This is a genomic window from Arthrobacter sp. MDT2-16, assembly GCF_054510925.1.
Map to the genome: position 1 here is coordinate 16,311 of NZ_JBTNDP010000014.1, position 23,464 is coordinate 39,774.

Annotated in this window: 25 protein-coding genes; 18 read left to right on the forward strand and 7 right to left on the reverse strand. The window is 63.5% G+C overall.

Annotation, left to right across the window (positions count from 1 at the left end; genetic code table 11):
- Positions 1–16 precede the first annotated feature (16 nt).
- From ACX80N_RS17105 to ACX80N_RS17120, 4 genes are read left to right on the forward strand one after another with little or no spacing between them, the layout of a single operon-like run.
- Positions 17–505 (forward strand): tripartite tricarboxylate transporter TctB family protein, encoded by a 489-nt coding sequence (locus ACX80N_RS17105; RefSeq protein ID WP_459340354.1) that lies wholly within the window; start codon positions 17–19, stop codon positions 503–505.
- Positions 502–2,037, forward strand: coding sequence for a tripartite tricarboxylate transporter permease (locus ACX80N_RS17110; protein WP_459340355.1), 1,536 nt, complete (start codon positions 502–504; stop codon positions 2,035–2,037). The genes ACX80N_RS17105 and ACX80N_RS17110 overlap by 4 nt, the downstream gene beginning before the upstream one ends.
- Complete coding sequence (locus ACX80N_RS17115) at positions 2,034–2,957, forward strand: dihydrodipicolinate synthase family protein (protein WP_459340356.1); 924 nt, start codon at positions 2,034–2,036, stop codon at positions 2,955–2,957. The genes ACX80N_RS17110 and ACX80N_RS17115 overlap by 4 nt, the downstream gene beginning before the upstream one ends.
- 2 nt (positions 2,958–2,959) lie before the next feature.
- Positions 2,960–4,651 carry a dihydroxyacetone kinase family protein gene (locus ACX80N_RS17120; protein WP_459340357.1) on the forward strand — a complete coding sequence of 564 codons (1,692 nt, stop codon included), beginning with the start codon at positions 2,960–2,962 and terminating at the stop codon, positions 4,649–4,651.
- Positions 4,652–4,885: 234 nt separating this feature from the next.
- On the opposite strand, the gene ACX80N_RS17125 is transcribed toward ACX80N_RS17120, so the two are convergent.
- On the reverse strand, positions 4,886–5,608 hold the full coding sequence (locus ACX80N_RS17125) for a helicase associated domain-containing protein (RefSeq protein WP_459340358.1): 723 nt from the start codon (positions 5,606–5,608) through the stop codon (positions 4,886–4,888).
- A 517-nt stretch (positions 5,609–6,125) separates the two neighbouring features.
- Here ACX80N_RS17125 and ACX80N_RS17130 point away from each other — a divergent pair.
- From ACX80N_RS17130 to ACX80N_RS17145, 4 genes are all read left to right on the forward strand, one after another.
- Positions 6,126–6,566 (forward strand): hypothetical protein, encoded by a 441-nt coding sequence (locus ACX80N_RS17130; protein ID WP_459340359.1) that lies wholly within the window; start codon positions 6,126–6,128, stop codon positions 6,564–6,566.
- 103 nt (positions 6,567–6,669) lie between these two features.
- Positions 6,670–7,020, forward strand: coding sequence for a hypothetical protein (locus ACX80N_RS17135; protein ID WP_459340360.1), 351 nt, complete (start codon positions 6,670–6,672; stop codon positions 7,018–7,020).
- A 68-nt stretch (positions 7,021–7,088) separates the two neighbouring features.
- Complete coding sequence (locus ACX80N_RS17140; protein WP_459340361.1) at positions 7,089–7,442, forward strand: histone-like nucleoid-structuring protein Lsr2; 354 nt, start codon at positions 7,089–7,091, stop codon at positions 7,440–7,442.
- A gap of 36 nt (positions 7,443–7,478) precedes the next feature.
- On the forward strand, positions 7,479–8,105 hold the full coding sequence (locus ACX80N_RS17145) for a hypothetical protein (protein WP_459340362.1): 627 nt from the start codon (positions 7,479–7,481) through the stop codon (positions 8,103–8,105).
- 190 nt (positions 8,106–8,295) lie between these two features.
- Here the strand turns inward: ACX80N_RS17145 and ACX80N_RS17150 are convergent, their stop codons facing one another.
- The gene (locus ACX80N_RS17150; protein WP_459340363.1) at positions 8,296–8,580 is read right to left on the reverse strand and encodes a helix-turn-helix domain-containing protein; all 285 of its coding nucleotides are present in this window, start codon (positions 8,578–8,580) and stop codon (positions 8,296–8,298) included.
- Between the two features lie 774 nt (positions 8,581–9,354).
- Between ACX80N_RS17150 and ACX80N_RS17155 the strand changes: the two genes are divergently transcribed.
- The 3 genes from ACX80N_RS17155 (at position 9,355) to ACX80N_RS17165 (ending at position 12,191) form a co-directional block, all read left to right on the forward strand.
- The gene (locus ACX80N_RS17155; RefSeq protein ID WP_459340364.1) at positions 9,355–9,573 is read left to right on the forward strand and encodes a hypothetical protein; all 219 of its coding nucleotides are present in this window, start codon (positions 9,355–9,357) and stop codon (positions 9,571–9,573) included.
- Positions 9,574–10,940: 1,367 nt separating this feature from the next.
- Positions 10,941–11,600: a ParA family protein gene (locus tag ACX80N_RS17160; protein ID WP_459340365.1), complete on the forward strand. Its 660-nt coding sequence runs from the start codon at positions 10,941–10,943 to the stop codon at positions 11,598–11,600.
- Positions 11,601–11,603: 3 nt separating this feature from the next.
- A complete protein-coding gene (locus tag ACX80N_RS17165; protein ID WP_459340366.1) occupies positions 11,604–12,191 on the forward strand; it encodes a hypothetical protein in 588 nt (195 codons plus the stop codon).
- A gap of 91 nt (positions 12,192–12,282) precedes the next feature.
- Here ACX80N_RS17165 and ACX80N_RS17170 read toward each other — a convergent pair whose 3' ends face one another.
- The 5 genes from ACX80N_RS17170 to ACX80N_RS17190 form a co-directional block, all read right to left on the reverse strand.
- On the reverse strand, positions 12,283–14,196 hold the full coding sequence (locus ACX80N_RS17170; protein WP_459340367.1) for a MarR family transcriptional regulator: 1,914 nt from the start codon (positions 14,194–14,196) through the stop codon (positions 12,283–12,285).
- Between the two features lie 103 nt (positions 14,197–14,299).
- On the reverse strand, positions 14,300–14,539 hold the full coding sequence (locus ACX80N_RS17175; RefSeq protein ID WP_459279115.1) for a hypothetical protein: 240 nt from the start codon (positions 14,537–14,539) through the stop codon (positions 14,300–14,302).
- Positions 14,540–14,873: 334 nt separating this feature from the next.
- Positions 14,874–15,182, reverse strand: a complete 309-nt coding sequence (locus ACX80N_RS17180; protein WP_459340368.1) for a hypothetical protein — start codon at positions 15,180–15,182, stop codon at positions 14,874–14,876.
- Positions 15,183–15,192: 10 nt separating this feature from the next.
- Entirely contained in the window at positions 15,193–15,963 is a 771-nt protein-coding gene (locus ACX80N_RS17185; RefSeq protein ID WP_459340369.1) for a hypothetical protein, read from the reverse strand.
- Positions 15,960–16,688, reverse strand: coding sequence for a hypothetical protein (locus tag ACX80N_RS17190; protein WP_459340370.1), 729 nt, complete (start codon positions 16,686–16,688; stop codon positions 15,960–15,962). Before ACX80N_RS17190 ends, ACX80N_RS17185 begins: the two co-directional genes overlap by 4 nt.
- 174 nt (positions 16,689–16,862) lie before the next feature.
- Between ACX80N_RS17190 and ACX80N_RS17195 the strand changes: the two genes are divergently transcribed.
- Genes ACX80N_RS17195 through ACX80N_RS17225 form a run of 7 tightly spaced genes read left to right on the forward strand, consistent with a single transcriptional unit; the run spans position 16,863 to position 23,435 of the window.
- Positions 16,863–17,981, forward strand: a complete 1,119-nt coding sequence (locus ACX80N_RS17195; RefSeq protein WP_459340371.1) for a transglycosylase SLT domain-containing protein — start codon at positions 16,863–16,865, stop codon at positions 17,979–17,981.
- Positions 17,978–18,634, forward strand: coding sequence for a hypothetical protein (locus ACX80N_RS17200; RefSeq protein WP_459340372.1), 657 nt, complete (start codon positions 17,978–17,980; stop codon positions 18,632–18,634). Before ACX80N_RS17195 ends, ACX80N_RS17200 begins: the two co-directional genes overlap by 4 nt.
- 8 nt (positions 18,635–18,642) lie before the next feature.
- Positions 18,643–20,217, forward strand: a complete 1,575-nt coding sequence (locus tag ACX80N_RS17205; protein ID WP_459340373.1) for a hypothetical protein — start codon at positions 18,643–18,645, stop codon at positions 20,215–20,217.
- Complete coding sequence (locus ACX80N_RS17210) at positions 20,217–21,647, forward strand: MinD/ParA family ATP-binding protein (protein ID WP_459340374.1); 1,431 nt, start codon at positions 20,217–20,219, stop codon at positions 21,645–21,647. The genes ACX80N_RS17205 and ACX80N_RS17210 overlap by 1 nt, the downstream gene beginning before the upstream one ends.
- Before the next feature lie 2 nt (positions 21,648–21,649).
- Positions 21,650–22,252 (forward strand): DUF6668 family protein, encoded by a 603-nt coding sequence (locus ACX80N_RS17215; RefSeq protein ID WP_459340375.1) that lies wholly within the window; start codon positions 21,650–21,652, stop codon positions 22,250–22,252.
- Between the two features lie 15 nt (positions 22,253–22,267).
- Entirely contained in the window at positions 22,268–22,573 is a 306-nt protein-coding gene (locus tag ACX80N_RS17220) for a hypothetical protein (protein WP_459290712.1), read from the forward strand.
- Between the two features lie 40 nt (positions 22,574–22,613).
- On the forward strand, positions 22,614–23,435 hold the full coding sequence (locus ACX80N_RS17225; RefSeq protein ID WP_459340376.1) for a hypothetical protein: 822 nt from the start codon (positions 22,614–22,616) through the stop codon (positions 23,433–23,435).
- Positions 23,436–23,464 lie beyond the last annotated feature (29 nt).

Here is a 23,464-nt window from a genome sequence, read left to right on the forward strand (position 1 = left end):
ACTGTAGGAACTCGTCATGTCCAGCATCGCTGTAAATGAGTCGCCTGAAACGCCTCACCGCAGAGCACGAGGGCGGGGACTCGTCGGATCCGTTGCCGCTCTAGCGGTCGGAATACTTGTCTTGGTCCTGTCACAAGGCATTACGGAGCCCGACATCGCTACGGGTTTGAGTCCCAGGTGGTGGCCGCAGATCCTGGGGGTCGTCATCTGCGCCCTATCGATCGGAGTGGCAGTCAAGAGCCTCGTGGTCGGGGACCACACGGAGGAGGACGTACTTCCCTCCACCCGGCTCGGTGTTGTTCGGGTCGTCACGGTCGTTGCCACAACCTTCGCCTACGGGGTGCTGTGGTACTTCCTTGACTTCCGCATCGCGACCCTCGTGCTCGTTGCAGCGCTGGCGTTCATCATCGGCGGCCGCGGGTGGAGAGCATTACTGCTCTTCCCCGTGCTCGTTACGGCTGTGCTCTATGTCCTGTTTGTCCTCCTGCTGAAGGTTCCACTATGAACGCCATCACCGAAGGACTTGGGCAGATCGCCGACCCGACCGTCCTGCTCTGCATCCTGATCGGTGCAATCGCCGGGATGCTCGTGGGTACCTTTCCCGGCCTAACAGCCACCATGGCCGTCGCACTGGCAAGCGCATTCACGCTCACTCTGGACCCCGTGCCAGGCCTTGCCGTCCTGCTGACTATCTACGTCGCTGCGAACTTCGGCGACCGGGTTCCTTCGATCCTCATCAACACTCCCGGGACACCCGCCTCAATTGCCACGACATTCGATGGTTACCCCATGGCGAAAAAGGGACTCGCTGGAGTGGCCCTGACGGTATCTGCATTTGCATCGGCGATTGGAACGTTTCTTGGTCTGATCCTGCTGATCGTCGCGGCCATCCCAATCTCACGTCTGGCACTGCAATTCGGGCCGGCAGAGACCTTCGCCCTCGTCGTGTTCGGTCTGACCATGATGGTCGGCGTCTCCGGAGGCAAGATCGGCAAGGGACTTATCGCGGGCGCAGCAGGGCTGGCACTGGCCACCGTCGGACGGGACCCCATCACAGGCACTGAACGATTCACGTTCGGGGTGCTCGAACTCAGTGACGGAATCCCATTCATCGCAGCCATCATTGGACTGTTCGGCATCGCAGACATCTTCGACCAGATGCTGTCCTACAAGGCCGAGAAGCACGTTGCGATATCGAACTTCGGCCGGTGGTGGCCCAACCGGGGCGAGGTCAGGCAAATGGTCAAGCCGTTGGGCATCGGCACAGGAATCGGGGCAGTAGTCGGGGCGCTACCCGCAGCAGGCGGCGACATCGCGGGCATCATGAGCTGGGCGGCCGCGAAGAAAGCATCCAAACACCCAGAGGAATTCGGGAAGGGCTCGATCGAAGGTCTGACCGCCAGCGACACCGCTTCCAACGCAGGGATCGGTCCATCGGTCACGACAACCCTTGCGCTCGGCATCCCGGGCGACTCTGTGATGGCGGTCGTTCTAGGCTCAATGATCGTCTGGGGAATCCAGCCAGGCCCAGCTCTGTTCACCTCCCGCCCCGACCTTGTCTGGAGCATCGCCGGCATCCTCGCAATCGCGACGATCCTCACCCTTGTTCTAAGCCTGTTGCGTCTGCGGGGTGTGACGAAACTACTCGACCTTAAACCGCACTACCTCTGGACCCTCGTCATCGTCTTCTGCATGGTCGGAACGTTCGCCGTGAACAACAGCGTCATCGACGTCGCCGTCATGCTCCTCTTCGGCGTCATCGGCCTCTTCATGCGCCGTAACGGCTTCCCCGCAGGACCCGTGGTCCTGGGCCTCATCCTTGGCAAGCTCGCCGAAGGCAACCTACGACGGGCCCTCGAAATCGGAGGCCCGCAGAACATCCTCGGTAGCCCCATCGCGATGACCATCCTCATCATCAGCGCCGCGGCTGTCGTCCTCCCGCCGGTTATTACGCGCTTCCGGGGAGCTCGTGCAAAGCGCCGCAACGCTAGTGACACAACCGAAACCATCCTCGAACAGAAAGACATCCACTCATGACGCCCCCAGCCGGACCCCTGGTCATCACCGCCACCCCGACCCTCTTCACCGCTGAAGGCGACCTGGCAGAAGAGGAAATCCACCGACACATCGAATGGCTCCGGGAGAAAGGTGTTGATGCGCTGTTCCCGGCGGGAACCTCCGGGGAGTTCCCAACCCTCACCGATGATGAGAGGATCCGCATCCTCGACATTGCCCTGCAGGTCTTCCCCGCCGATCGTGTCTATATCCACGTAGGCGCCGCTGGCACGCGACAGGCAGTCGGCCTGGTACGACGGGCCGTTGACCACGGGGCGACGAAGATGGCTGCAATTACGCCCTTCTTCCAGCCCGCCCCGGAAGCTCAGGTACTTGGCTACTACGAGCAGTTGGTCAGTGACGCCCGGGAAGCGGATGTTTTCGCCTACCTTTTCAAAGCGCGAACGAGCACCGTGTCCACGCCTTCGATTCTGAGTGATCTCGCCGACCTTGGTGTTGCTGGGGTGAAGATTAGTGGTGAAACCGACGAAAGCGTTGCCTCATTCCTCGCTGCACGACCTGACGGGTTCACGCTTTTCTCCGGTAATGACGTCTCCTTCGGCCAATTGATCCAAGCGGGTGGACACGGCATCGTGTCGGGCGTGTCTTCGGCGTACCCAGAACCCTTTGTGGCGCTGCGCGATGCACTGAGCACAGGTGACAGCAATGAGATTGCCCTGCGTCAGGCCGATGTGGTCGCTGCCGTCGCCGCGGTGCGCGCGGGAAGCCTCACTCACCTCAAAGCAGGTATCGCGGCCCGCGGGTTTGGTGCAAGCCCGGTACGCTCCGCTGTTGCACCGGTGGATGCCCAGGACGCTGCTCGCATTACCCAACTCGCTGCAGTCATCTCGGACGCTCCCGCCGGAGAGCTCGCCACTACATTGTCTCTTGGAGCCGTCTAGTTATGCGCAAGATCATCAACAATCCCCAGGCATTCGTGGATGAGGTAATGGAGGGAATTTTTACAGCACACCCCGACGAGGTTCGCCCTGCAACAACCGACAACCGCACCCTGGTCCGTGCAGACTCACCAATGCCTGGTCGTGTAGGGATAGTCACCGGTGGCGGTTCCGGTCACCTGCCATTCTTCCTCGGGTATGTCGGCAGAGGTTTGTGCTCAGCCGTCGCCATCGGCAACGTCTTCTCCTCTCCCTCCTCTGCCCACATACATGCGGCGTCCCGCGCGGTAGCAGGAGGCGCCGGACTGCTCTACCTGTACGGCAACTACGGCGGTGATGTGTACAACTTCGACCTCGCCGCTGACCTCTGCCGGGCAGAGGGAATTAAGGTCGAAACAGTGCTCGGTGCCGACGACATCCTGTCGGCACCACCAGCAGAGGCAACAACACGGCGTGGTGTCGCCGGTCTCGTACTTGTCTATAAGGTCGCAGGCGCCATAGCCGATGAACTGGCACCACTGCCTGAGGTGGCACGCGTGGCCCAAAAAGCCGTCAATGCCACCCGCACCATGGGAGTCGGATTATCACCGACAATTCTGCCCGCGGCCGGGGAAGCAACCTTCGCCCTCGATGAAGGGGAGATGGAAATCGGCATCGGAATTCACGGTGAGCAAGGCACGCATCGCGGACCCCTCGAAAGCGCCGATGAAATCACCGACCGTTTCGTTGTCGAATTTGAGCGGGAGCTTGACCTCTCGTCGGGCACACGTGTTGCAGTCCTCGTAAACGGGCTGGGAGCCACTCCGCTCGAAGAGCTCTACCTGATCTACCGACGCCTGGCCCACGTGTTACGGGACCGAGGAGTAACCATCGCGCATCGTTACATCGGGGAATACGTCACAAGCCTGGAGATGGCCGGCGCCTCCGTTTCGATTATGCAACTCGATGATGAACTCGAACGGCTCATGGCTGCACCAGCATCCTCGCCCTTTTTCCGACAAGGGACACTCGAACCGACGGGCCAAGCGGCGGAGGCACCAGCGGCGATCGCCCTCGATACTGCCGGCCCAGTCAACCCCGTACGGCACACCGGGTCTCCCAGCCAGCTGCGCGCGATGCTACTCGCCGCACTACCAGCAATGCCTGCGCACGCTGATGAACTCCGGGAGCTCGACGGAGTCCTTGGTGACGGTGATCTTGGCATCACAATCTCTGTTGGAAGCGACGCTGTGGTTGCAGCCCTTAGAACGCTGCCCGAAGATACCGATGTAGCCAGTGTCATCCGCGCTACAGCCAGCGCCTTCGCCAGCGCCAATCCCTCAACTTTCGCTGCGCTTATTGGTGCTGGACTCCTAGGGGCACTTGAAACAGTCGATGACGCAGATGACCTTGGAAGGCATCAACTCGGCCGGTTCTTAGAAGCAGTAGCAGCCCGTATCGCTGAACGAGGCGGAGCCCAGCCCGGCGACAAAACCCTCCTCGACGTCATCTACCCAGTAGCAGCCGCACTTCAAGCGGACAAAACAACATCCGACACGATCCTGCAGACCGCGCACACCGCTGTGGAGGAAACAACTCGACTGAAGTCAAAACGTGGAAGAGCTGCCTGGCAGGGAGACCGCAGCATCGGCCAACGAGACCCTGGAAGCGTCGCCATCTTGCGCTTGATCGAAGAAATCATCCAAAACACGAAGTAACCCGCGGACAACTGGAACTCCACAGCGGTCGGTGACGACAAGAGCGTAGGCGGGCTCAAGCTGCGCAGTGTCCTTCTGGGCACTGATGAGGAAGGTGCCCGGGGCCGGCTTCTGGGTACCTTCGAGAACAACGGGGGCCAGGATATCGACGTCGAGATCAGTGATGCTGACGAGGATGTCACGGTAACAGTGCCAGCTCAGGGCTCGGTCGGGCTGGACACGCTCGAAACTTCCCTACAGACCGCCGGCGATCCTGTGCTGAGCCTCGAGTTCACTCCTAAAGCTGTTCCAACCGGGCAGCACCTGACTCAACTGCTCCTGCCGGTCGCCACGAATCCGACCCCTCCGGTGCCAGGTGCGTTGCCGGCCCAGCCAGACCGCGAGGACTTTCTCGTCCGGATGGCGCTGCGGGTCATATACGGGAAACCGTCCGGTCTCGTCCCGGAAGCGCTGTACTTGCTCGAGGCGCCGCGCCCACAACTCCTCCGGGTTGCCCTTCCTTGTACCAATCCACTCCCCCACTCTGTCCAAGGCTTCGATCTTGTCCTGAGCGAGCCGGCCCGCATCGTGACTCCGGCGTTGGTTCTCCACCCACCGGTACAGCACCTTCGCCTCCATGCTGTCGTTCTGCGCCGGCAGCCCACCCACCCGGTACACGTAGGACGCCATGTCGGCGTAGTGCTCCCACCACACCTGTTCCCGATTCCGCCGGAAACGGCGCTTGGCGCTGCTGGGTGCCGGCTGGTCGTGGATCACCCAGCACCGGTCGAACCATCTAGGATGCCTGCCAATCTGCCGATCGACAGCCCGGTGGACGCGCCGGACATCGACCCTGCACCATTCGGCAATCACTGCCGGCGGAACCCCGCGGGAGTACATCAGCAGCCATTCCTGCCTGTTCTCGGCAGGAGTCTGCGGATAGTCGTCCATGGCGAGGATCAGGTCATCGAAACGCATGACGTCTCACGCCTGTCCTTATCGCCCACTGCTACTCCCCCGCCGTGCTGAGCCTGCGCGCCACCCCACCGCGCCCGCCTGCCTGCCTGCCTGCCTCGAGGAATCACGACAAACCTGGCGTTCTCCTCCACCAGGCTTAGATGGCGCGTGGGATTCATGGTGTGAAGGGTATCGAAGGCCCGCCATGTCGTCGCGGGCGGTTCATCCACAGGTGGACGGCTTTGAGCTCATTCCTCCGGGCTCCACCCGCCCACAGATGGATGACCCGCAACACCCACTCACCTCCGGGCAGTCGACTTCCCAAATAATCGAACCTGTGTTCTATTTTAAACCCTGCACAACGAACGCCAGGGCGAGGGAGAAGCAGCCGATGACAGCGCAACCAGTGGACACCACACCACCGACAGAACCAGCCCAGAACGCACCACACCACGCACCACACCACACTGCCCAACACACTGCCCAGGAAGATTCCCAGGGAGTTGCACAAAAGGCTGCAGAGCGCTCCTCCTGGCAGGTGCTGGACGAACCCGCCACCGTGCGCTTCCTGCCCTCCGGGACACCGTTGGCGCTGCGCTGGCGAGGTGGTATCTGGCAGGTCATCGGCACTCCTGTGAAGTGGTCGAGCTCGAGCAGCTGGTGGGAACCAGCCACCCCTCCCCTCACCACACCCCTCACCGCACCTCTCACTGATTCTTTCGACGATCCCCCCACCACTCCCCTTACCGCTCCCCTCGACACTGCAGTCGATGCCGCGGTCGGTGCTGTGGTCGGTGCTGTGGTCGGTGCTGCCGGGGATGTCCGTCTGCGTGGGCAGGGCAGTGTCGTCACGACCCGGTTCTGGCGGTTCCGGGCCCAGACCGGGCCGGCGTCCCCGGTGCTGGAGTTCGACATGAGCGCGGATCAGCGATGGCCTAACTGGCGGCTGCGCCGCGTCGCCACCGTCAACGACTACTGAGGACCGCTCAGAACCACTGAGGACCACTGAGGACCAATCACACGTCCTCGACCGGTATGAGCGGCTGGTACGGGCAACAAATGGTGGGGCGGGTTGCAGGACGGTGGGTCACAACAAACGCTACGCCAAGCACTACGCGAGGCTGATGGACGACCGGATCGAGGAGTTCATCATGCGCGAAGAGCTGATCATGCTCACCGCGGCCGAGCTCGACGTCGAAAACTATCCGCCCACCGATTTCCCGGAACCAAGGCGCGTGTACGCGTGGATCCGGTACCCCTCCAAAGCCATCCGCATCCAGGCACACGCAATCGCCTACACCCGCACCGCGGTGAAGATCCGGTTCCTGGAACCGCTCATCAAGATCCACCGTGAGGGCTGGGTATGGCTCAGCGCCGTCACCCCCATACCTACTCACGACAACGATGACAGCGATGATGCGAAGCGTGCTTAGTTTCATTTGGGATAGAATCCACAAAAGGGGAATCAGTCATCAGACCAACAATTTTCAGGAGTAGAACAATGGCGCAACGCGTTCAGGTGGAACTGGTCGACGATCTCAATGGTGAAGTAGCGGATGAAACGGTGCGGTTCGGTGTCGATGGCACCGACTACGAAATCGACCTCACGACAGACAATGCTGAGAAGCTGCGCTCGACCCTGTCCGAGTACGTGGACAAGGCTCGGAAGGCAAAGACGGGCCGACGCGGTCAAGGCGGTCAGGGCGGTCAGAACACGTCCTCGGCGTCGGCGAGTAAGTCCAAGCGTGAAGAGACGCAGAAGATCCGTCAGTGGGCGAAGGACAACGGGCACAACCCCAGCCCCCGCGGACGCCTCACCCAGACCATCGTCGACGCCTACAACGAAGCCCACTAGGACCCCATTCGCGGTCGACCAGGTGCAGGGGGAACAGTGGCGGGACTCGATGACCTGAGGGCGGAGGCCAATGAGCGGTGGGCTAAAGCCGAACGGTATGCCCAAGGGTTCGCCGATAACGGCATGGGCGAAGCACTGCGGGTTTATTACACCCGCTACTTCCCCGCCGGTGTCGTCCTCTACGTCGGTGCCCTCGCCCTGGTCGGCTCGCTCCTATACGACGGGCCTCCGAACTTGTCACTTGTGCTGCAGGGTGGTGCCGCTCTCTTCGGTCTCCTTGCGGCGATCGCCGGTCTGATCTATAACGCCAGGCGAGTCAAGCCACGCGCCGAGCTCGGTAAGAATCTCTCCATCACGATCGGGCTCGAGGTCGACGAGCAGAAGTACGTGAGGCGGGTCATTACTGGCAAAGAGCCACCACCACAGGATCCCGTTCGCCTTGCTGTAGCGCGCTCGGTCGCTGTGCAAAGCAGGAAAACCCAAGCAACCAACCTCCTGACAGTCCCCCTCAACTCCTACTGTCTCGGAGGGCTCTTCGGAGACCTCTCCTTCCTATGGATGGGCATCACAGCCGTCTTCCTGGTCACCACCATCCTCTTCGCTCGCGAATTCCGGCAGACAGGGCGGTTCCTCGCTGCCACAGCACCTCAGAGAATTACCTGACTCCAAATTGGGAGGAAAGAACAGGGTCGCCGCGAACAGCAGGGCCAGCACGCCCTGCGGATAGTTATCCGAGGCCTCAGACTTATGCCGCCGACGCCGCCCCAGTGACGACACGGCAGACGACACCGTCGACGAACAACGCGACCCACTCCACCGCCCAGACACAGCAGGCACTAGACGTCGAAAGCACTCACTCTGGCGCGTCAGACGCTGAATCAGCGTCAAGGCCACCGTCAACACCGCCGCGGGCGATGTCGGTGCGGGCTCTGGCATAAGCCGCGGTGACGTAGTCCTCGATCATGGCGCGTTCGATACGCCACTGGCCCCGGCCGCCGATCTGAATCGCCGGCAACTCCCCCGAGGCGATCAGCGCCCGGACCGTGCTGTGCTTCGTGTTCAGCTCATCGGCTACCTGCTGCAGGGTCAGGAACCGCAGCGGCCTGGACTGCCCGTCGTTCTGGGGTTGGTCTGTCATGCACCCAGCATCCCAGCCACCAAACGCGGCAACCCGGACCGACGCCTTGATTAATGCCTTCAAGGGGTGAAAACGGAACCGCACCACACAGTCCCGTCTCCGGTTTTCCCTCGAGACAAGAAATGCCATCAGCGCCTGGGTATTCTGGAACTGAAGGTTCGGTGGCGCCGACGCACCGCCCAACCTGAAGGTCTACGAATTGGTCTGTCGATTGTCACTACCCTGGCGGCTTTAATCATGGCCCTGACGGTGTACTCCCCCACGTCAGGTTCCCTCTCAGCTGCGTGTGAGCATCAGCCCTAGAGGGACGAGGTCGCCGCAAGCACCTGAAACCCTAACTGGGTGATCGGAGAACTCCTGTTCACCGCAGCATCCTGACACGCAGGCTATCAAATCGGTGAGCTTGTCAGGTCGGGGATTGATCAGGCTTTGTTGGCATGCTTGGGGCAGCAGTAGCGGCCGACTTCGGTGGTAATCGTCCGGTATAACCAGCGCTCGGGCAAGAGCCATCCCTCACCTGAAGCTTGTGCTGTGGCAAATGCAACACTGCGTAAGGGCCGGAGTCATCACTACCTCACCTCTCCATGTCGGAACTGACTCAGAAGCGCCCTCAGCCAGTACAACCATCGGTGAAGGCTCCGGTCGTCTGTACGTTTACACGGTCGGTACCGTCCGTTTGGCCGACTGGATCCAGGATTCTAACGCGGACTACATGGCAGACGGCGTCCGGACGCACCGGCCCGCATCGAGTCCCAGCTCGACCTGCTCAGGACGATGCGTGAGAACAACGTGCGCCGGTTCGCAGCACGTCAGCTCGCGGACCTCTCCCCAGAGACCCTGCGCCAGATCCGCACGATGATCGACGAGCAGCTCAAGGCAGAGCCTTCGCCGGCCCTGTCGCGCGCCAGCATGTCGAAGCCCCGGCCGTCACCGCCGGGGCTTTTCCGTACCCGGGCTTGCCCTACTTCGCCCGCTCACGCCCTCACGGCATAGCCACCGCCGACGCTCCGCTGCGAAGTTGCAGCGCCCGCAGGCCGCCCCACAACGAGTCATTCCAGCCCCTCCCCCACCGTTTCGAGCAAACGCTCCCCACGCGGCCGGTCCATCTATTCAGAGGCAGCCGAAGCATCGCACCTCCGAACCTCGGAAGTTCGATACTGGCGGCGGCCACCGGCGGCCCGGATACTAAAATGCACTCCCGAACTTCCGCAGTTCGTAGCCTCCGACATCATCGTCTTCTAAACTCCGGAAGTTCGGCAGTATGGGCGCGAGTGTCTGCACGCAGGCGAGCTTCTAGGCCCCCGCATTTAGGCTCAGCCAGGCTCAAGCAGCACCGGGGCTTGGTCCTACCGAACTCCGGAAGTTCGGCAGTACCGACGTCCCCCTCTTGTGTCCGTGCAGCCTTCCGCAGCTCGGCAGTTCGGAGTCACCAGACCCAGAAATATCCGGGGTCCGTGTCTTCCGGACTTCGGAAGTTCGGCTATGTGCACCTGCAACCGCCCCAGACCTCGACTTGCCAGTCAGTGAACACCTGAATCGGGAAGTTCCAGATTTTGGTTTTCCGAACTTTCGGAGTTCGGTAGTACGGGTAGCAAAAGACCCGATCGAGCGGAACACTAGCGCTCAGCAGATCCTAGCCACCGAGGCCAGGCATGACCGGTCTTCGGACCTTTCGAACTTCCGGAGTCCGGCAGTGCGACACTCGAGCACGCGTTGGCGAAAAGCCCCAGACCTCGGAAGTAGGGGACCATGGGGGCCCGTCCCGTCCGAGTTTGGTCCTTCCGGACTTCGGAAGTTTGGCAGTGGTGAGGTCGCCCACAGCTCAGCGGTCCAATCCCCCGCACCTCGCCAGTCAGCCACCGACGAGTTGACTAGGCCCCGTCCTTCCAAAGTTACGGACTCAGCAACTCCGGAGTTTCGGCAGTGCTCCCGCCCCCTCAGCAACACTTGGCCGCCAGCCTACGAACCTCGGGAGTCTGGTGGTCAGCGCCTGGTCCAGCTCCGGAGTACCGTTCTTCCAATCTGCCAAACTTTGGAAGTTCGGGCTGACGGTTGAGCCTCGCGCGCGCGTAGGATCTCGCGGCGAGCTGGAACCCTCGAAACTATCGTAGTTCCGGAGTTCGGCACCTCGGAACTTCGTAAGTACGTACCTACAGACTTCGGTACGTCGGAACTCACCGGCGGTTCCTCCGAGGTGGGGGAGGGATCCACTGGTAGGTTGGGTCCGTTAGCTTGCCGGCTGACAGCTGGAACTCTGTAAGTTCCGTACCTTGGGTGGCCCCTGTGGCCGCTCCATCTAATGCACGTAGATTCCTACTGCAGCCGGACCAATTGTCATTGCAGCGAAGGATCCGTGCGACATGAGAGTTGTCTCTGTCATCAACCAAAAGGGCGGCGCCGGTAAGTCCACGACCGTCATGAACCTGGCGTCGGTGGTCGCCGAGCACTCACGCGTGCTAGTCGTGGACGTTGATCCGCAGCTGTCCGTCACCTTGTGGGCGACGACGGCGGAAGAGCTTCCTGATGACCGCCGGCTGCCTTTCGACGTCGTCGCGGAGACGGACGTGCAGGTCCTCGCTCAGCTACGCGGTGCGGATTACGACACGATCTTCGTCGATACTCCCGGAAACCTGGAGAACATGGCGGTCCTGAAGGCCGTCGTGGCCAATTCGGACTTCGTGATCCTGCCAACCGAGCCAACGGCACTGGCCATGCTGCCTCTGGTCAACACGTTCAAGAGCATTGTCGAGCCCGGGGGAGTGGACTACCGGGTCGTCATCACGAAGGTCGACTCGAGGTCCCTAGTCGATGCCACGGACGCCCAGGACGAACTACGCGACGCTGGCCTGAAGGTCTGCAAGTCGTATGTGCGGTCCTACAAGGTGCACGAGCGTGCACCGCTTACCGGTCAGGTCGTGACCACTTATGACAAGACGCGGGCGGCCGAAAAGGCCGGCGCGGACTACAAGGACGTTGCCCGGGAGCTCTTGAGCATCTGGGCCAACCAGGAGACGAGGTAGATCATGGCGGTCAAGAAGGGGTTGAAGGGGCTGCTGAACCAGGGCAGCCAGGAAATGCTTGCCGCCATGCAGCGCGACCAGCAGGACGAGGCAGATCGCAGCACGGGTAGGGGAGTGGGAGCCACTCTGCCCGTAGCCGCGCCGGCCGGGCCATCGTCAGCGGTCGCTACGGCGGTCCAGGAGCCATCAGCAACCCGGCCGGCGGCCCAGGCGGTTCCCGAGCCTGTTGAGCCCGCCCCGGAGCCAGCTCCTCGCACTCAACAGGAGCCTGTTCCAGCGGCGCCCAAGCAAGCGGCTCCGCAGCCTGAGAAGCCCGCGGGGGAGCGCGCCACAGCGGCGGAGCCCAAAGCCGCGAAGAAGCCGTCGTGGGAGGAAATGGACCGCAAGGAGGTCCGTGTCTACGGAGATCAGGTGCTGGCTCTGACGACGCTCCGCATGAAGATCAACAAGGGGAAGAAGGGCCCGGAACGCATCACGGACAACACCCTGATTCGTACCGCCATCGACCTGCTGTTGCAGCACCAGGACGAGCTCGGGGGAGTGACGGAGAACGAGATCCGCGCTTCCTGTGGCCTCGACCCGCGCTATTGACCTACAGGACTACGGAGTACCGAACTTCCGAAGTTTGGACACCACTCCCGCGCTTGGCACCGCGTATCTCCCGAACTCTGTAATTCGGGTATCAGCCCGCCGGCCTGAACGCCAAATCCGCGAGGGATAGGTCGTCGGGCGGTCCCTCGTACGTCTCCCACGGGTAGTCGTCATCGGGGGAGGGGAACAGCACATCCGGAGCACGCCCAGCAAGCCATTCCCGCCAGACTGCGCGCTGCGCCCTGTAGAGCTTCACCTGTGCTGCGACGTCCTCCAGGACGCCCAGGCACTCGGCAACCGTGGACAGGCTGGTGGAAGCCTCCATGGTCCATCCTGCACGGCCGCGAGTCGCAAGGTTCCACGCAGCGAGGATCTCGAGGGACTCGCTGACCGTGGTGCGGGAGAGCCTCGTGATGCGGACGAGCTCAGTCGTCGATAGGGAAGTGACCGATGTCTCCAGCGCCTCGTACACGAACGCGGCAGGGAAGCCAAGCTCCCTGAAGGCAGGCCGGAGGGCGTGCAGCTTGCCCTTCTTCCAAGCCAAATCTCCGGCACTGTCTTTGAGCGAATCCGGGACGGTGAGCTCATACTGATCTCCGCGCGTCCCCTTTGCCTTCTCGAGCAGGGCGATGAGGGGGTTGGCCGCCGATCGAAGCGCGCGCAGATGACCGGCCACAGTGGTGTGATCGAGCCCTGTCGCGACAGCCAATGATCGGACCCCGAACTCAACGACCGATCCCCCGGTCATATGTGCCGCGGCTCCCAGTGCCCTGAGCACCATCCTTCGTGCGAGATCAGCCCTTGAGGAACCCATTATCTGCTCAACCAGCGAAGCGGCGTTTCGCCAGGTCCTGATGAATCGATGCTCGGCGGCAGAATCGGCGAGCGTGGAATTACCGCGGTGTAGTACGGGCGGCTGTGTATGTGGCTGGCTAGTGGGGTTTTTATGGGCACTGCTTTGCCTTGCGGTGTTTGTGGCCTTTGATTTGAGGTGCCGATGTGAAGCAGCGAGGTCGCGCTGAAGTGCCTGGACTCTGTTGCCCGAGCTGTAGCGGGCGTAGAAGGACGCGAGGCCGGGCCAGATCCCCTGGGTCATGCGGCGGTAGATGTCGGTGGCGTCCAGTCCGGCAGCAGCAGCTCCCGTGATGACTGCCTGGCGGGCCTCGGAGTTGCTGCCGTAGCGGTTGGCGTCGTACAGCCCTGTGCGCGCGATGCTCTGCATGGCCTGGGACATCCGGGGAGCCGAAGAGACGTCCATCGTGTCCGCTGTGGACGTTTCGAGTACGGGGGCCACCGCTTCGAGGCGGAGGGCCCGGGCAGCCTGGATCTCGTCCCGGAGGTCACGGCGCATCGCCGCCCAGACGGTCGAGGCGTTGGGCCGGCGTGCGACGTCGTAGGCCATCGACAGGCTCATGGCGAGCTGCTGGTGGCCGCCTGACTTGTGCCGACTCCCGGGCACGCGCATACACCCGTGGAGGAGGTTCTGGTGGGGCGTCCTGTCGAGGCTCGGAAGCCTGTTGCCCAGCGCCTCAACGAGCTCCCGGGCATCGGCGAAGGTCGCCGGGTCGGCCAGCGGCACGTAGACGTGACGTCCGCCGTTCGGGGAGAAGTCCTCGATCCAGCGGGCGCCGAGGCGGTGCAGCCATTCCTGCAGGGCCCGGACGTCAGCTGTGACCTGGGCCAGGCCTCCCTTGGAGGCGTCGAAGTCGAAGAAGAGCGCGCGGCAGGAGCCGTCCTTGCCGAAGACGCGGACAGCTGCAGGCACGGTCGGCAGGGCATCGGTCAGATCCCGCTCGAACTTCTGCGGGTAGCTTCTACCGGCGTCTCGCGACAGCCTCACACGGGGCTGACCTGCCAGGAGGGGTGCTAGTGCAGCCCATACGACCGAGGGCTCGTCTTTGACAAGCGACACGCCCGAACTCTGTAAGTCTGGCAAGGCCCAGCCATGCTGGGGTAAAGTGATGGTATTCCTCCTGAAGGAATGACAGAGGTCCGCTCCTCCCAAGGGAAAAGGCGTTTGTTGGACTTACTTCCTGATCAGCCGGCAAGCAAACACAGGTTGTGAGTCGAAGTCTTCGAAGGCCCGCCTACGGCGGGCCTTCTCTTCGTTAAGAGGCGAGGCGGCCGATAGGCAGAGCCCCCTGCTGGTTGGTCTTGGTGAGGTCGGTGTGCTGGATGCGATCTTCGACAACGGAGGCTACCCAGTCGCTGACGTGCTCAAAGCCCTCAGCGGATGCGATCTCCCGCACCGTGTTGGCCTTCTCCGTCGCCAAGCGAAAGCCAATGAGCTTGCGGTCACCCTTGTGCCTGCGGCCAGGTCCAACTCGACCGTCTGCTGTCACAGCCATGATTACCACTGTCCTTTGAATCTGCTGGCCCCAGGGGCCTTCGCTTCGTGATCAGTTCCAGATGTCCAGCGACCTTGCGGTCTCAATTCTCGCGTGAGCGAAAACTGTTTTCTTTCCGGACACTCCGAACCTAACACCACGGTCAGTGACCACGAAGCATTACGGCAAAACTGTTTTTGTGTCGTTTTGCGGTCGCCCTGCGGGCGCGAGTCGTAAGTGGCCGTGTCTTGGGACACGCTCCCCTCTCTGCCGGTGGGCTGCATCTGGCCTCCTAACGATTGAAGGACTGTACCAATATGGCACAGTCCTTCAATCCATAGCAATTAGTGCGCGGCTAGCTCTTCCACGCCCACTGGATCAGCTTCGCCTTAGCGTCTTCTGCTGGGACGTCGATCGAGGTGGATCGGAAGGCTTCTCCAAACATGGTCCTGACCGACTTCGCGGTGCGGAAGTATTGGCCGTGCTTGTCGATCCTGCGGGCGGAGACGCCGAGGTACCGGGCAGTCTGCCGGCGGTTCATCCCGGCCTCGATGCAGATTTTCACGGCACGGAAGATGACAGCGTAGGCGGCCTCGTTCTCCGGGTTCGCCTTGGTCAGGATCCGCTCTACCGCGATCTTGGCCTCTGGTGGTGTCTGACTCACGTTCCACTCCTCACTTGATCGACAGACCGGTGTCGAAGGTCTTGCGTGCCAGCTGGCGTGCCCTGGCGAAGGCGAAAGCCCACAGTCCGAGGACGACGCAGGCTGTCGATAGGTGCGTGACCAGCTCGAAGATGTAGAACGCTTCAGCCCCCGCCCGTAGTTCCAGCGGGTAGGCCAGGGCGCGTCCGATCGAGAGGATGAAGCCAACGAAGATCAACCTCGAGGCCAGTCGGCCGAAGCGCAGAGGGTTCCTGCGGCTGTCGCGGAAGACCGGCAGCAGGAGGGGCACCAGTACGTAGGCGGTGTAGGCGAGGACAATCCACTCGTTCAGTTCCACCGCGCGCTGCTCTTGGTACATCTCCAAGCGGGGTGACGCCTCGGGGGTATCCGCCACGAGGAGCGTGAAAAGCACCCCTGAGGCCGCGATTACGCCCACCAGGAGGCCGCGCTTTCCAACGATCCAGGTGGTAGCCGTCTCTGAGCCGTGGGCGACGGCGAGGTGCACGCCGAGGACCCCTACAGCGGTCATAGCGCAGCATTTGGCGATGAAGTCGGTGCCGTTGGAGATAGGCACGATGGCCTCCAGCACCTGATAGACGCCCGGCAGGGAGAAGACGTAGGCGGCGGTCAGCAGCACTCCCATGAGAGCCAGCCGGCCACTGGGTCGCAGCAGTGCCCGCGCCCCTTCGGGTGTGCGCCTGGAGGTCATGCGGTGGAACGTCAGTCCACCGAGGAAGATCAGCATGAAGCTGACTGAAATGACGTAGATGCTGTCGTTCATCCGATCAGGTCCGTGAGTTTCTCCGCGTATTCGAGAGCTTCCTTGCGCTGCCGGAGGCGGCGCTGGAGGAGGTTCAGTCGTTGTTGGATGAGTTCGACCAGGTCCTCGTTCTTCATCACCATCAGGGCCGTTTCCCGGATGTCCTCGGGCCAGTCGCCCTCTTCCATGGTGATGAGTCCGACGACGACAAGCCCCGCGACCATCGACGTCCCGCTGACCCGGGCAGCAGTGACCGCCTGGATGGGGGTGAGCTTGTTTTCCGAGAGCTGGTTGAACAGGTAGGTGATCGCCGTTCCTGTCTTCTCGGCCACGTCGTGCCGGACGTCGCCGGTGTCGATGGCGTCGATCCACGCTCGATGGGAACCGTCGTGGGGGAAGTCGATTTTGACCTTGTCGTTCCGGGGGAACAGGTCTTCGTGGAAGCGGTGCTGCAGCTCGACCATGAGGTCGGCGTGGTGGACCTGGCTGAGGACTTCCGCGGCCGTTGGTGTGCGGGGCCGGCTGTCGAGGTCTTCGTAGTCCTTGAAATCCGCCAATGCCGTGACTGGGTCGATACCGATGCCTCGGGCCACGCCGACCACGGTCGATTCGGGGACGTTACCGCGCCGGATCTGGTTGCCCACCGTGACGCGATGCAATCCGGTCAGGCGGCCCAGCTCACTCGCCGAGGTGGTGATGCCGCGATCTTCGAGCCAACGCTTGAAGTCAGAACCAGAAACAGCCACGGCACCTCCTTCAAGAGAGCACTAGATGGGCACGGCACGCCCATGTAGCGAGGATGTCAAAATTTAAGCTATCGTAAGAACTAAGGAATTGGTTTCATCCCCCTTTCTTCACGTCTCAAATTTTACCGGGCAGACCCTAACCAGTCTGTGCCTTCACGCCGCTGGGAGGTAGCAGTGGACGAAGACGACAAGCATGGAGCGTCACCGCTACTGGCCCTGGCGATCCTTGTACCTCTGCTGGCGGTCCTGCCCGTCGTGGGCATCGCGGGAGCTGCGATCCTCACGCAGACCGAGGAGAAGCCCGCTGCGTGCGTCGTCTCGGCAGTCGGCGAAACCGTCGGTGACCTCACCTCGACGCCGGCAATCCCGAACGGCTGGGGCGACCTGGTCGACGCCGCCGCGAAGACAGCGGGCCTGCCGGTGAGTGTGGTGGCGGCGCAGCTCAAGCAGGAATCGGGCTGGAACGAAGGCGCATGGAGCCCTGCAGGGGCTCAGGGTGTCGCTCAGTTCATGCCCGGCACCTGGGCCCTGTACGGGGAGGGCGGGGACCCGTTCTCGGCCGAGGACGCCATCCCTGCCTACGGCCGCTACATGGCGGCCCTGAAAGAGCAGGTGCAGCCGCTGGCCGGTGATGACGCCGACCTGCTCGTGCGCCTGACCCTCGCCGCTTACAACGCCGGCCCCGGCGCTGTGCAGGCAGCCAAGGGCATCCCGGCTTTCACGGAGACCCAGCAGTACGTCGAGAAGATCCTTTCCTCCGGGCAGGGCGAGTTTTCCGCCGACTGCACGGCACCGGCGGGCATCGGCGCGTGGGACGGCGACCTCGGCGACGGCGAGTGGACCAACCCGCTCCCGGGCGGCGTCTTCACCTCCGGCTACGGCCACCGGGACATACCGACGCTGCCCGCTTGGGCGCAGGACCACGTTGGGGTGGACCTGTCCTCTCCGGGTGCTGGCACCGGTAACGGCGGACCTGTCATCGCACCGACCAGCATTCGGATTACCGGGTTCAACGATAGGGACGGGTGCGTGATCGCCAAGGAGGACGGCGACGACCCCGATTTCGGGTTCGCGTTCTGCCACCTCAACGCCTACAGCGTGGTTGTGGGGGACCGGTTGAAGCGCGGCGACGTCGTCGGAACCGAGGGCAACAAGGCCGGCCTCGGGCTGGTCGCCACGCACCTGCACTTCGAGATTTACAAGCCGGAAGCACCGGAGGTCGTCCACCCGTACCAGGGCTGGAACCTCGACCCGGAGCCGATTCTGAAAGAGAAAGGAGCGTGGGTGCGATGACCCGCCGCTCACACACACACCTGTACCGGCTCACCGCTCTGGCGGTCTCAATGATGGCACTGGTCGCCCTGACCAGCTGCGCGGCCGACGCGCCGGGATCGGAGACCCCGATTTCCGCGCCGACCACCGTTTACGAGGGTTTCTACACATCGCTCCCTGCCGAGGAGATCCTGGGCGGCAACACGTTCGCCTCCCCGGAGGATGCCGACCGTTCCGACGTCGACTCGACCGCCCGCGTGGCGGCGCTGATGCTGCACTCGTGGGATACGACGGTGGATCGCACGGAGACGGCGGCCGCGGTGCGCGCCATACCCCTGATGAGTGCGGAGTGGGCGGCGAACCAGGTCGAGCCTGAGCGCAACGCGAGTAACGGCGAGTGGTTGGAACCAGCCGAACACGGCGCCTACAGCGTGCCCCGGGCGGTTCCAGCGATCGGTGACGCCGCGCAGGACGTCGCCCCGGACAAGGCGATCCGGGTCCTCGACGTGACGTGGCGCTGGGTAGCCCGTGACGGGACGCCGCTGACGAGCGGCGGTCACCGGCAGGTAACCGTCTACCTCGAGAAGACAGAGGACCAATGGGACGTCGTCGGACATCAGACCCGCGACATGACCGCCTCGATGCCCGGCTCGATCACGGGGGAGGGGAAGTGACTCCGGCTGTGCATTCCTGGCCCGTCATCCGCCTCACCATTGGGGAGGGCGAAATCGTCGCGGACGCGAACGGTGACGTCCTGACCTACCTGGTGCTCGATGATGCGTCCGCAGCCGACGTGGCCGCCGACGCAGCAGCGGAAGCGTGCCGCCGTCTGGGTCTGGCTGCGTGCCGGGTGCAGGGACTCACCGAGGACGGCGAGGTCTACGAGATGGTCGTCGACGCCGAGCTGGGCACGCTCGAGGAACGGGAAGACACCACCGCCACCGGCACTGCCGGCGGCACAGGTGCTGGTGTTGCCCGTACTGGGTCGAAGTCTGCACGCCGTCGTACTCCTGCGCGCCGGAAGGCTGTGCTGTGGGGGAGCGCAGGCGTCCTGGCGGCCACGGTCGGGTTCAGTGCCTTCTCCACGGTGCAGGACAACATGGCTGAGCCGGTGGCGACGGTCTACACACCGCCGCCCGCGCAACTGCCGGTCCCTGCTCCTGCCGGGTGGGACACCTACGGTGACTGGACAACACCGATGACCGGCTCGAGTGTTCGGGCGATCCTGGATCCCTCGGGGCAGCCGGTGAGCGTGGACGGCTCCACGCTGATCGGCCATGCCCCTCGGACAGGCGTGGAGCGGTGGACGCGCACCGCGCCGTTCACGGTCGCGCAGCTCGCCCTGTTCACCCTCGATGGACAATCCAGGGTCGCGGCCGCGGCCGCCCGCGAGCTGGTGCTATTCGGCGATGGAGCAGAGCCCATCCGCGTCGACGTCCCGAAGGACGGAACGATCGTCCTGGACGGCGGTACGGCTCCTCGGGTGGACCTGCCGAACAAGCGGACCCTGATCGTCGCAGCCGACGGCAGTACAGCGGCGCGGGTGGTCCCGGCGGCCGCGGAACCCATCGAAGCCCTCGGCGATCACCTTGTAGCGGCCGACAACCGTTCGGGGCGGATCTGGCGCGTCACGCAGGACTCCGCGGCCCTGCCTGCACCGGCGAAGCTGCCCGCACCAGTGGCCGGAGCGGAACTGGTCACGGTCCTCGGATCCGTGAACGGAACAGTCGTCGCGGCCTGGAAGACCGCCGACACCACCACCATCGGCTTCTACGCCCTCGGGGATGCGACCGATGCGACGGAGGCGACGCAGGTCGGCATCATCGACGTCGAAGGAACCGACGTCGCCACCTCGGGTATTCAGGTGGACCGGGAGAACGGCCTGCTTTTGGCCGGTACCGTCCTGGTCGACGTCGACGCAAAGCAGGCCCACCGCCTGCCCGGGGCCGGGAAACTCGCCGCCGGCTACGCCTGGGTCACCACCAACACCGAGCAGCTGCGGATCAACGCGCAGGGCGTCACCGAGACCACAACCGACGCCGCCCGCGCGGCCATCCCCGACGTCATCACCGACGACGGCAAGGCAATCACCCGGGCTGAAGGATCCTCCACCGGCCTGCTGTATGCGCTGACGCAGGTCGCACCCCGACCCACAGCAATACCCACAGCAACAACCAGCACGACCGCTGACCCGTCTTCTACTCCAACTTCTACTCCGAGCCCCACCTCGACTGTTTCCCCGAAGGAGAACCCCTGATGAGAATGACCGCTGTCATCGACCCGGCCGGCACCCTCGAACTCGACCTGGGAGGCGAGCAAACCACCGTCCCCTACCTCTCGGTTATGGAAGCCCGCCGCTCCGTCATGAGCACCGCAACCGACCTCGCGGCCGAGACGAGCACCGCCACCGAACTGCACATCGAGGACCCGTCCGGCTCCCGCACGATCCTCGTCCAGACCGACGGGGCCATCATCGAGCAGGACACCGACGGTGACCCGACGGAAAACGCGGCAGTACAGCCCGCCGAAGCAGCCAAACCTGCGGCGTCCCCGCTCACGCCAAAAGAGCCGACCCGGCCGGAGGCCACGGTGGAAGCAGCAGCACCTGTTGCCACTCCTGCTCCTGCTCCTGCTCCTGTTCCCGTTGAGGCTTCCGTGACGGCTTCCGTGACAACGGAAGCAACGGCACCGGAAACCGTCGCTCCATCAGCCGTAGTACCGGCAGTGGTCCCGGTAGTAACGGTGGAGCCGCTGCCGACCCGTAGAACGGCGATGCCGTCGTTCGTCGACGGGCCGGACGCCGATGCACCAGCACAGGTGGGTTTTCGCGGTGTGCTGAACCAGTTCGGGTTGAAGCTCGCAGCGTCCCCCGCGGAGCTTGAACGGCGCCGGGACGAGAAAACTGTCTCTCAGCACTGGGCAGGTCCCCGCACGATCACGGTCCTGAACCCCAAGGGTGGGGCGGGCAAGACGCCAACTGTGATCTGCCTGTCCGCCGTATTCGCCCGCCTCGGCGGCTCCGGTGTCCTGGCGTGGGACAACAACAACTCCCTCGGGTCGCTGGGCTGGCGGACCTTCGACGCCGGCCACGAGGCGACAGTGGTCGACCTGCTCGAGCAGACGGACTACTTCATGACCGCCGGTGCCCGGGCCGGGGATCTGGCTTCCTACGTCCATCACCAGCCCTCGGACCAGTACGACGTACTGAGAAGCGATGACCGATCGGGCGCGAAGAAGCGGCACGAGGTCACCGGCGACGAGGTCCACCGCCTCTACTCGGTGGCCGCGAAGTATTACCGGTTGATCCTCATGGACTCGGGTAACACCGAGCGCGGGGACAACTGGGAGGCAATGATCGGGCACTCCGACCAGGTCGTCATCCCGGTCAAGTCCGTCGACGACGCAGCCGAAGGCGCGTCCCGGGTCCTCAGCGCCCTGCGGGCGGGCAACGAGCACGCGCAGTCGCTGGCAGAGCGCGCCGTGGTGATCGTCCTGGGCTGCACCCCGTCCCACGGGCCGGCGAAGTTGAACGAGCTCGCTGAGTCCTTCCGCCCGTTCGTGAAGTCGGTCGTGACGGTACCCTACGATCCGTCGCTGATCGAGGGCAGGATCCGGTTCTCCTCGATGCTCCCGCAGACCCGCCGCGCCTGGCTCCGGGCCGCCGCGCAGATCGCGGAGGGACTGTGACCGTGACCCCGCAGCGCAATCCGTTCGTCAACGAGCCGGAGGTCGAGCCGCAGGACGACCCGATCGATGATGACCCGATCCTCGGGCAACGCGAATCACTGAGAGGCCCGCGGAACATTCAGCAGACCCTCGCCGCCGAGCCTGTCGAGGAGGAGGAACCAGCAGCCCCCGTTGCCGTGACCAGCGCGACCCTGTGGCTGGTCGGTGCCTCCGGTGGCGTCGGCACCAGCACCCTGGCGGGACTGTGCTCGGAGAACGTCGTCGATGAATCTGAGCGGCGGCCTGTTTGGGCGGGCCGGGCCCTGTTGGTCTGCTCGAGTAGTGCGTCCTCGCTCGAGGCCGCGCAGCAGCTGGCGCGTAGGTCCGCGTCCGGGCAGCTGCCTTATGAACTGGTCGGCCTGGTGATCGTCCATGACCGGCCCAAGAACCGGCTGACGAAGCCGACCCTGGACTTCGCGCGCGGGGTTGCGCGGATGTTCCCGGTGGCCATGACGGCACCGTATGAACCCTCGTGGCGCGAGGTTGGCGTCACCCCACAAGCTTTCGGGACACGGCTGAAAAGCGTGCTCCGGAAAATCGAAAAGATCGCCCGTTCTGGGCACTGAGAAAGGCAAACTTCCATGTTCGGAAACACTCTGGCAGCACACACCCTGACCACCATCAACGCGCTCACTCCGGTCCGTGAAGGATCACTCTCGGCACAGACCTTCACCCCGACGCAGCCCCCCGGCATGGAGGGCATGACCACCGTCATCGGCTGGATCCTGTGGGGCGCGGGCCTGGTCCTGTTCGTGTTCTTCATCTTCGGCCTTGTCGCGGCGGGCAGGAACCGCCGGCAGGGCAATGAGATCGAGGCTCCCATCTGGCCTATGGTCGCTGCCTGCCTGCTGGGCGCTTCGGGGGCCGTGTGGACTGCAATCACCTGAGCGAGAACGCCCACGCATTTGATCGAGAGAAGGACAGCGGATGAGCACACAGGACACTACACAGGGACCGAAGACCCGCCCGAAGTGGTTTGGCGCCGCCGTGATGCTGCTGGCCCTGGTGCTGGTCGGCCTCCTCGCGTGGGGTTTGCGGGTATTCCTCTTCCCCAGCAATGAGGAATCGGCGGCAGAGCCCACCACCGTAGCCTCGCAGACAGCACCATCGTCAGCCTCAGCCTCAGCGTCCGCGTCCGCGACGGCAGGACCTGTCGCGGACGCAAGTGCCGCGTGGGATTGCCAGGCGGACCTCGACAACGATGACGTATCTGTCGCTGACAGTGCTCCGGCGGTTGAGGAGTGGGTAGTCGGGGGTTACAACGTGATCCCCTTCTCGGAGTTCGGCGGGTGCGAGAAACTGCCCTCCACCTTGCGCGTTGGTTACGCACCGAGTGAAGCAGGTTCACTGGTGGCAGCGGCCACGTACGCGGTCGCTCTGGACCCGTCAGCCAGCGAGGAAGCGGCATCTGACCTTGAAGTGGCGGTAGCGGAAGGACCCAATCGAGTGCTGCTGGGAGAGCGGGCACAGCGCATCCGCGACGGACTGGAGCAGAGCGAAGACACCTCCGTTATCGCCCGGTTGACCCTGCTGGGCTACATCCAGAACAGCTATACCGACGACGCAGCCTCCTACCGACTGATCTACTCAGCACCCGATGCATCCGGTCTGGAACAGACACTCGTCGCTCAGGTTGATCTGGTGTGGCAGGACGGGGACTGGAAGCTTGACCCGGCGTCGGGCAACGACTTCAACACATGGGCGCGCTACCAGGGACAGCCATACGTGCAGTGGGGACCTAAGTCGTGATCGGAGATTTGGCAGGGCACCTCCTCGAA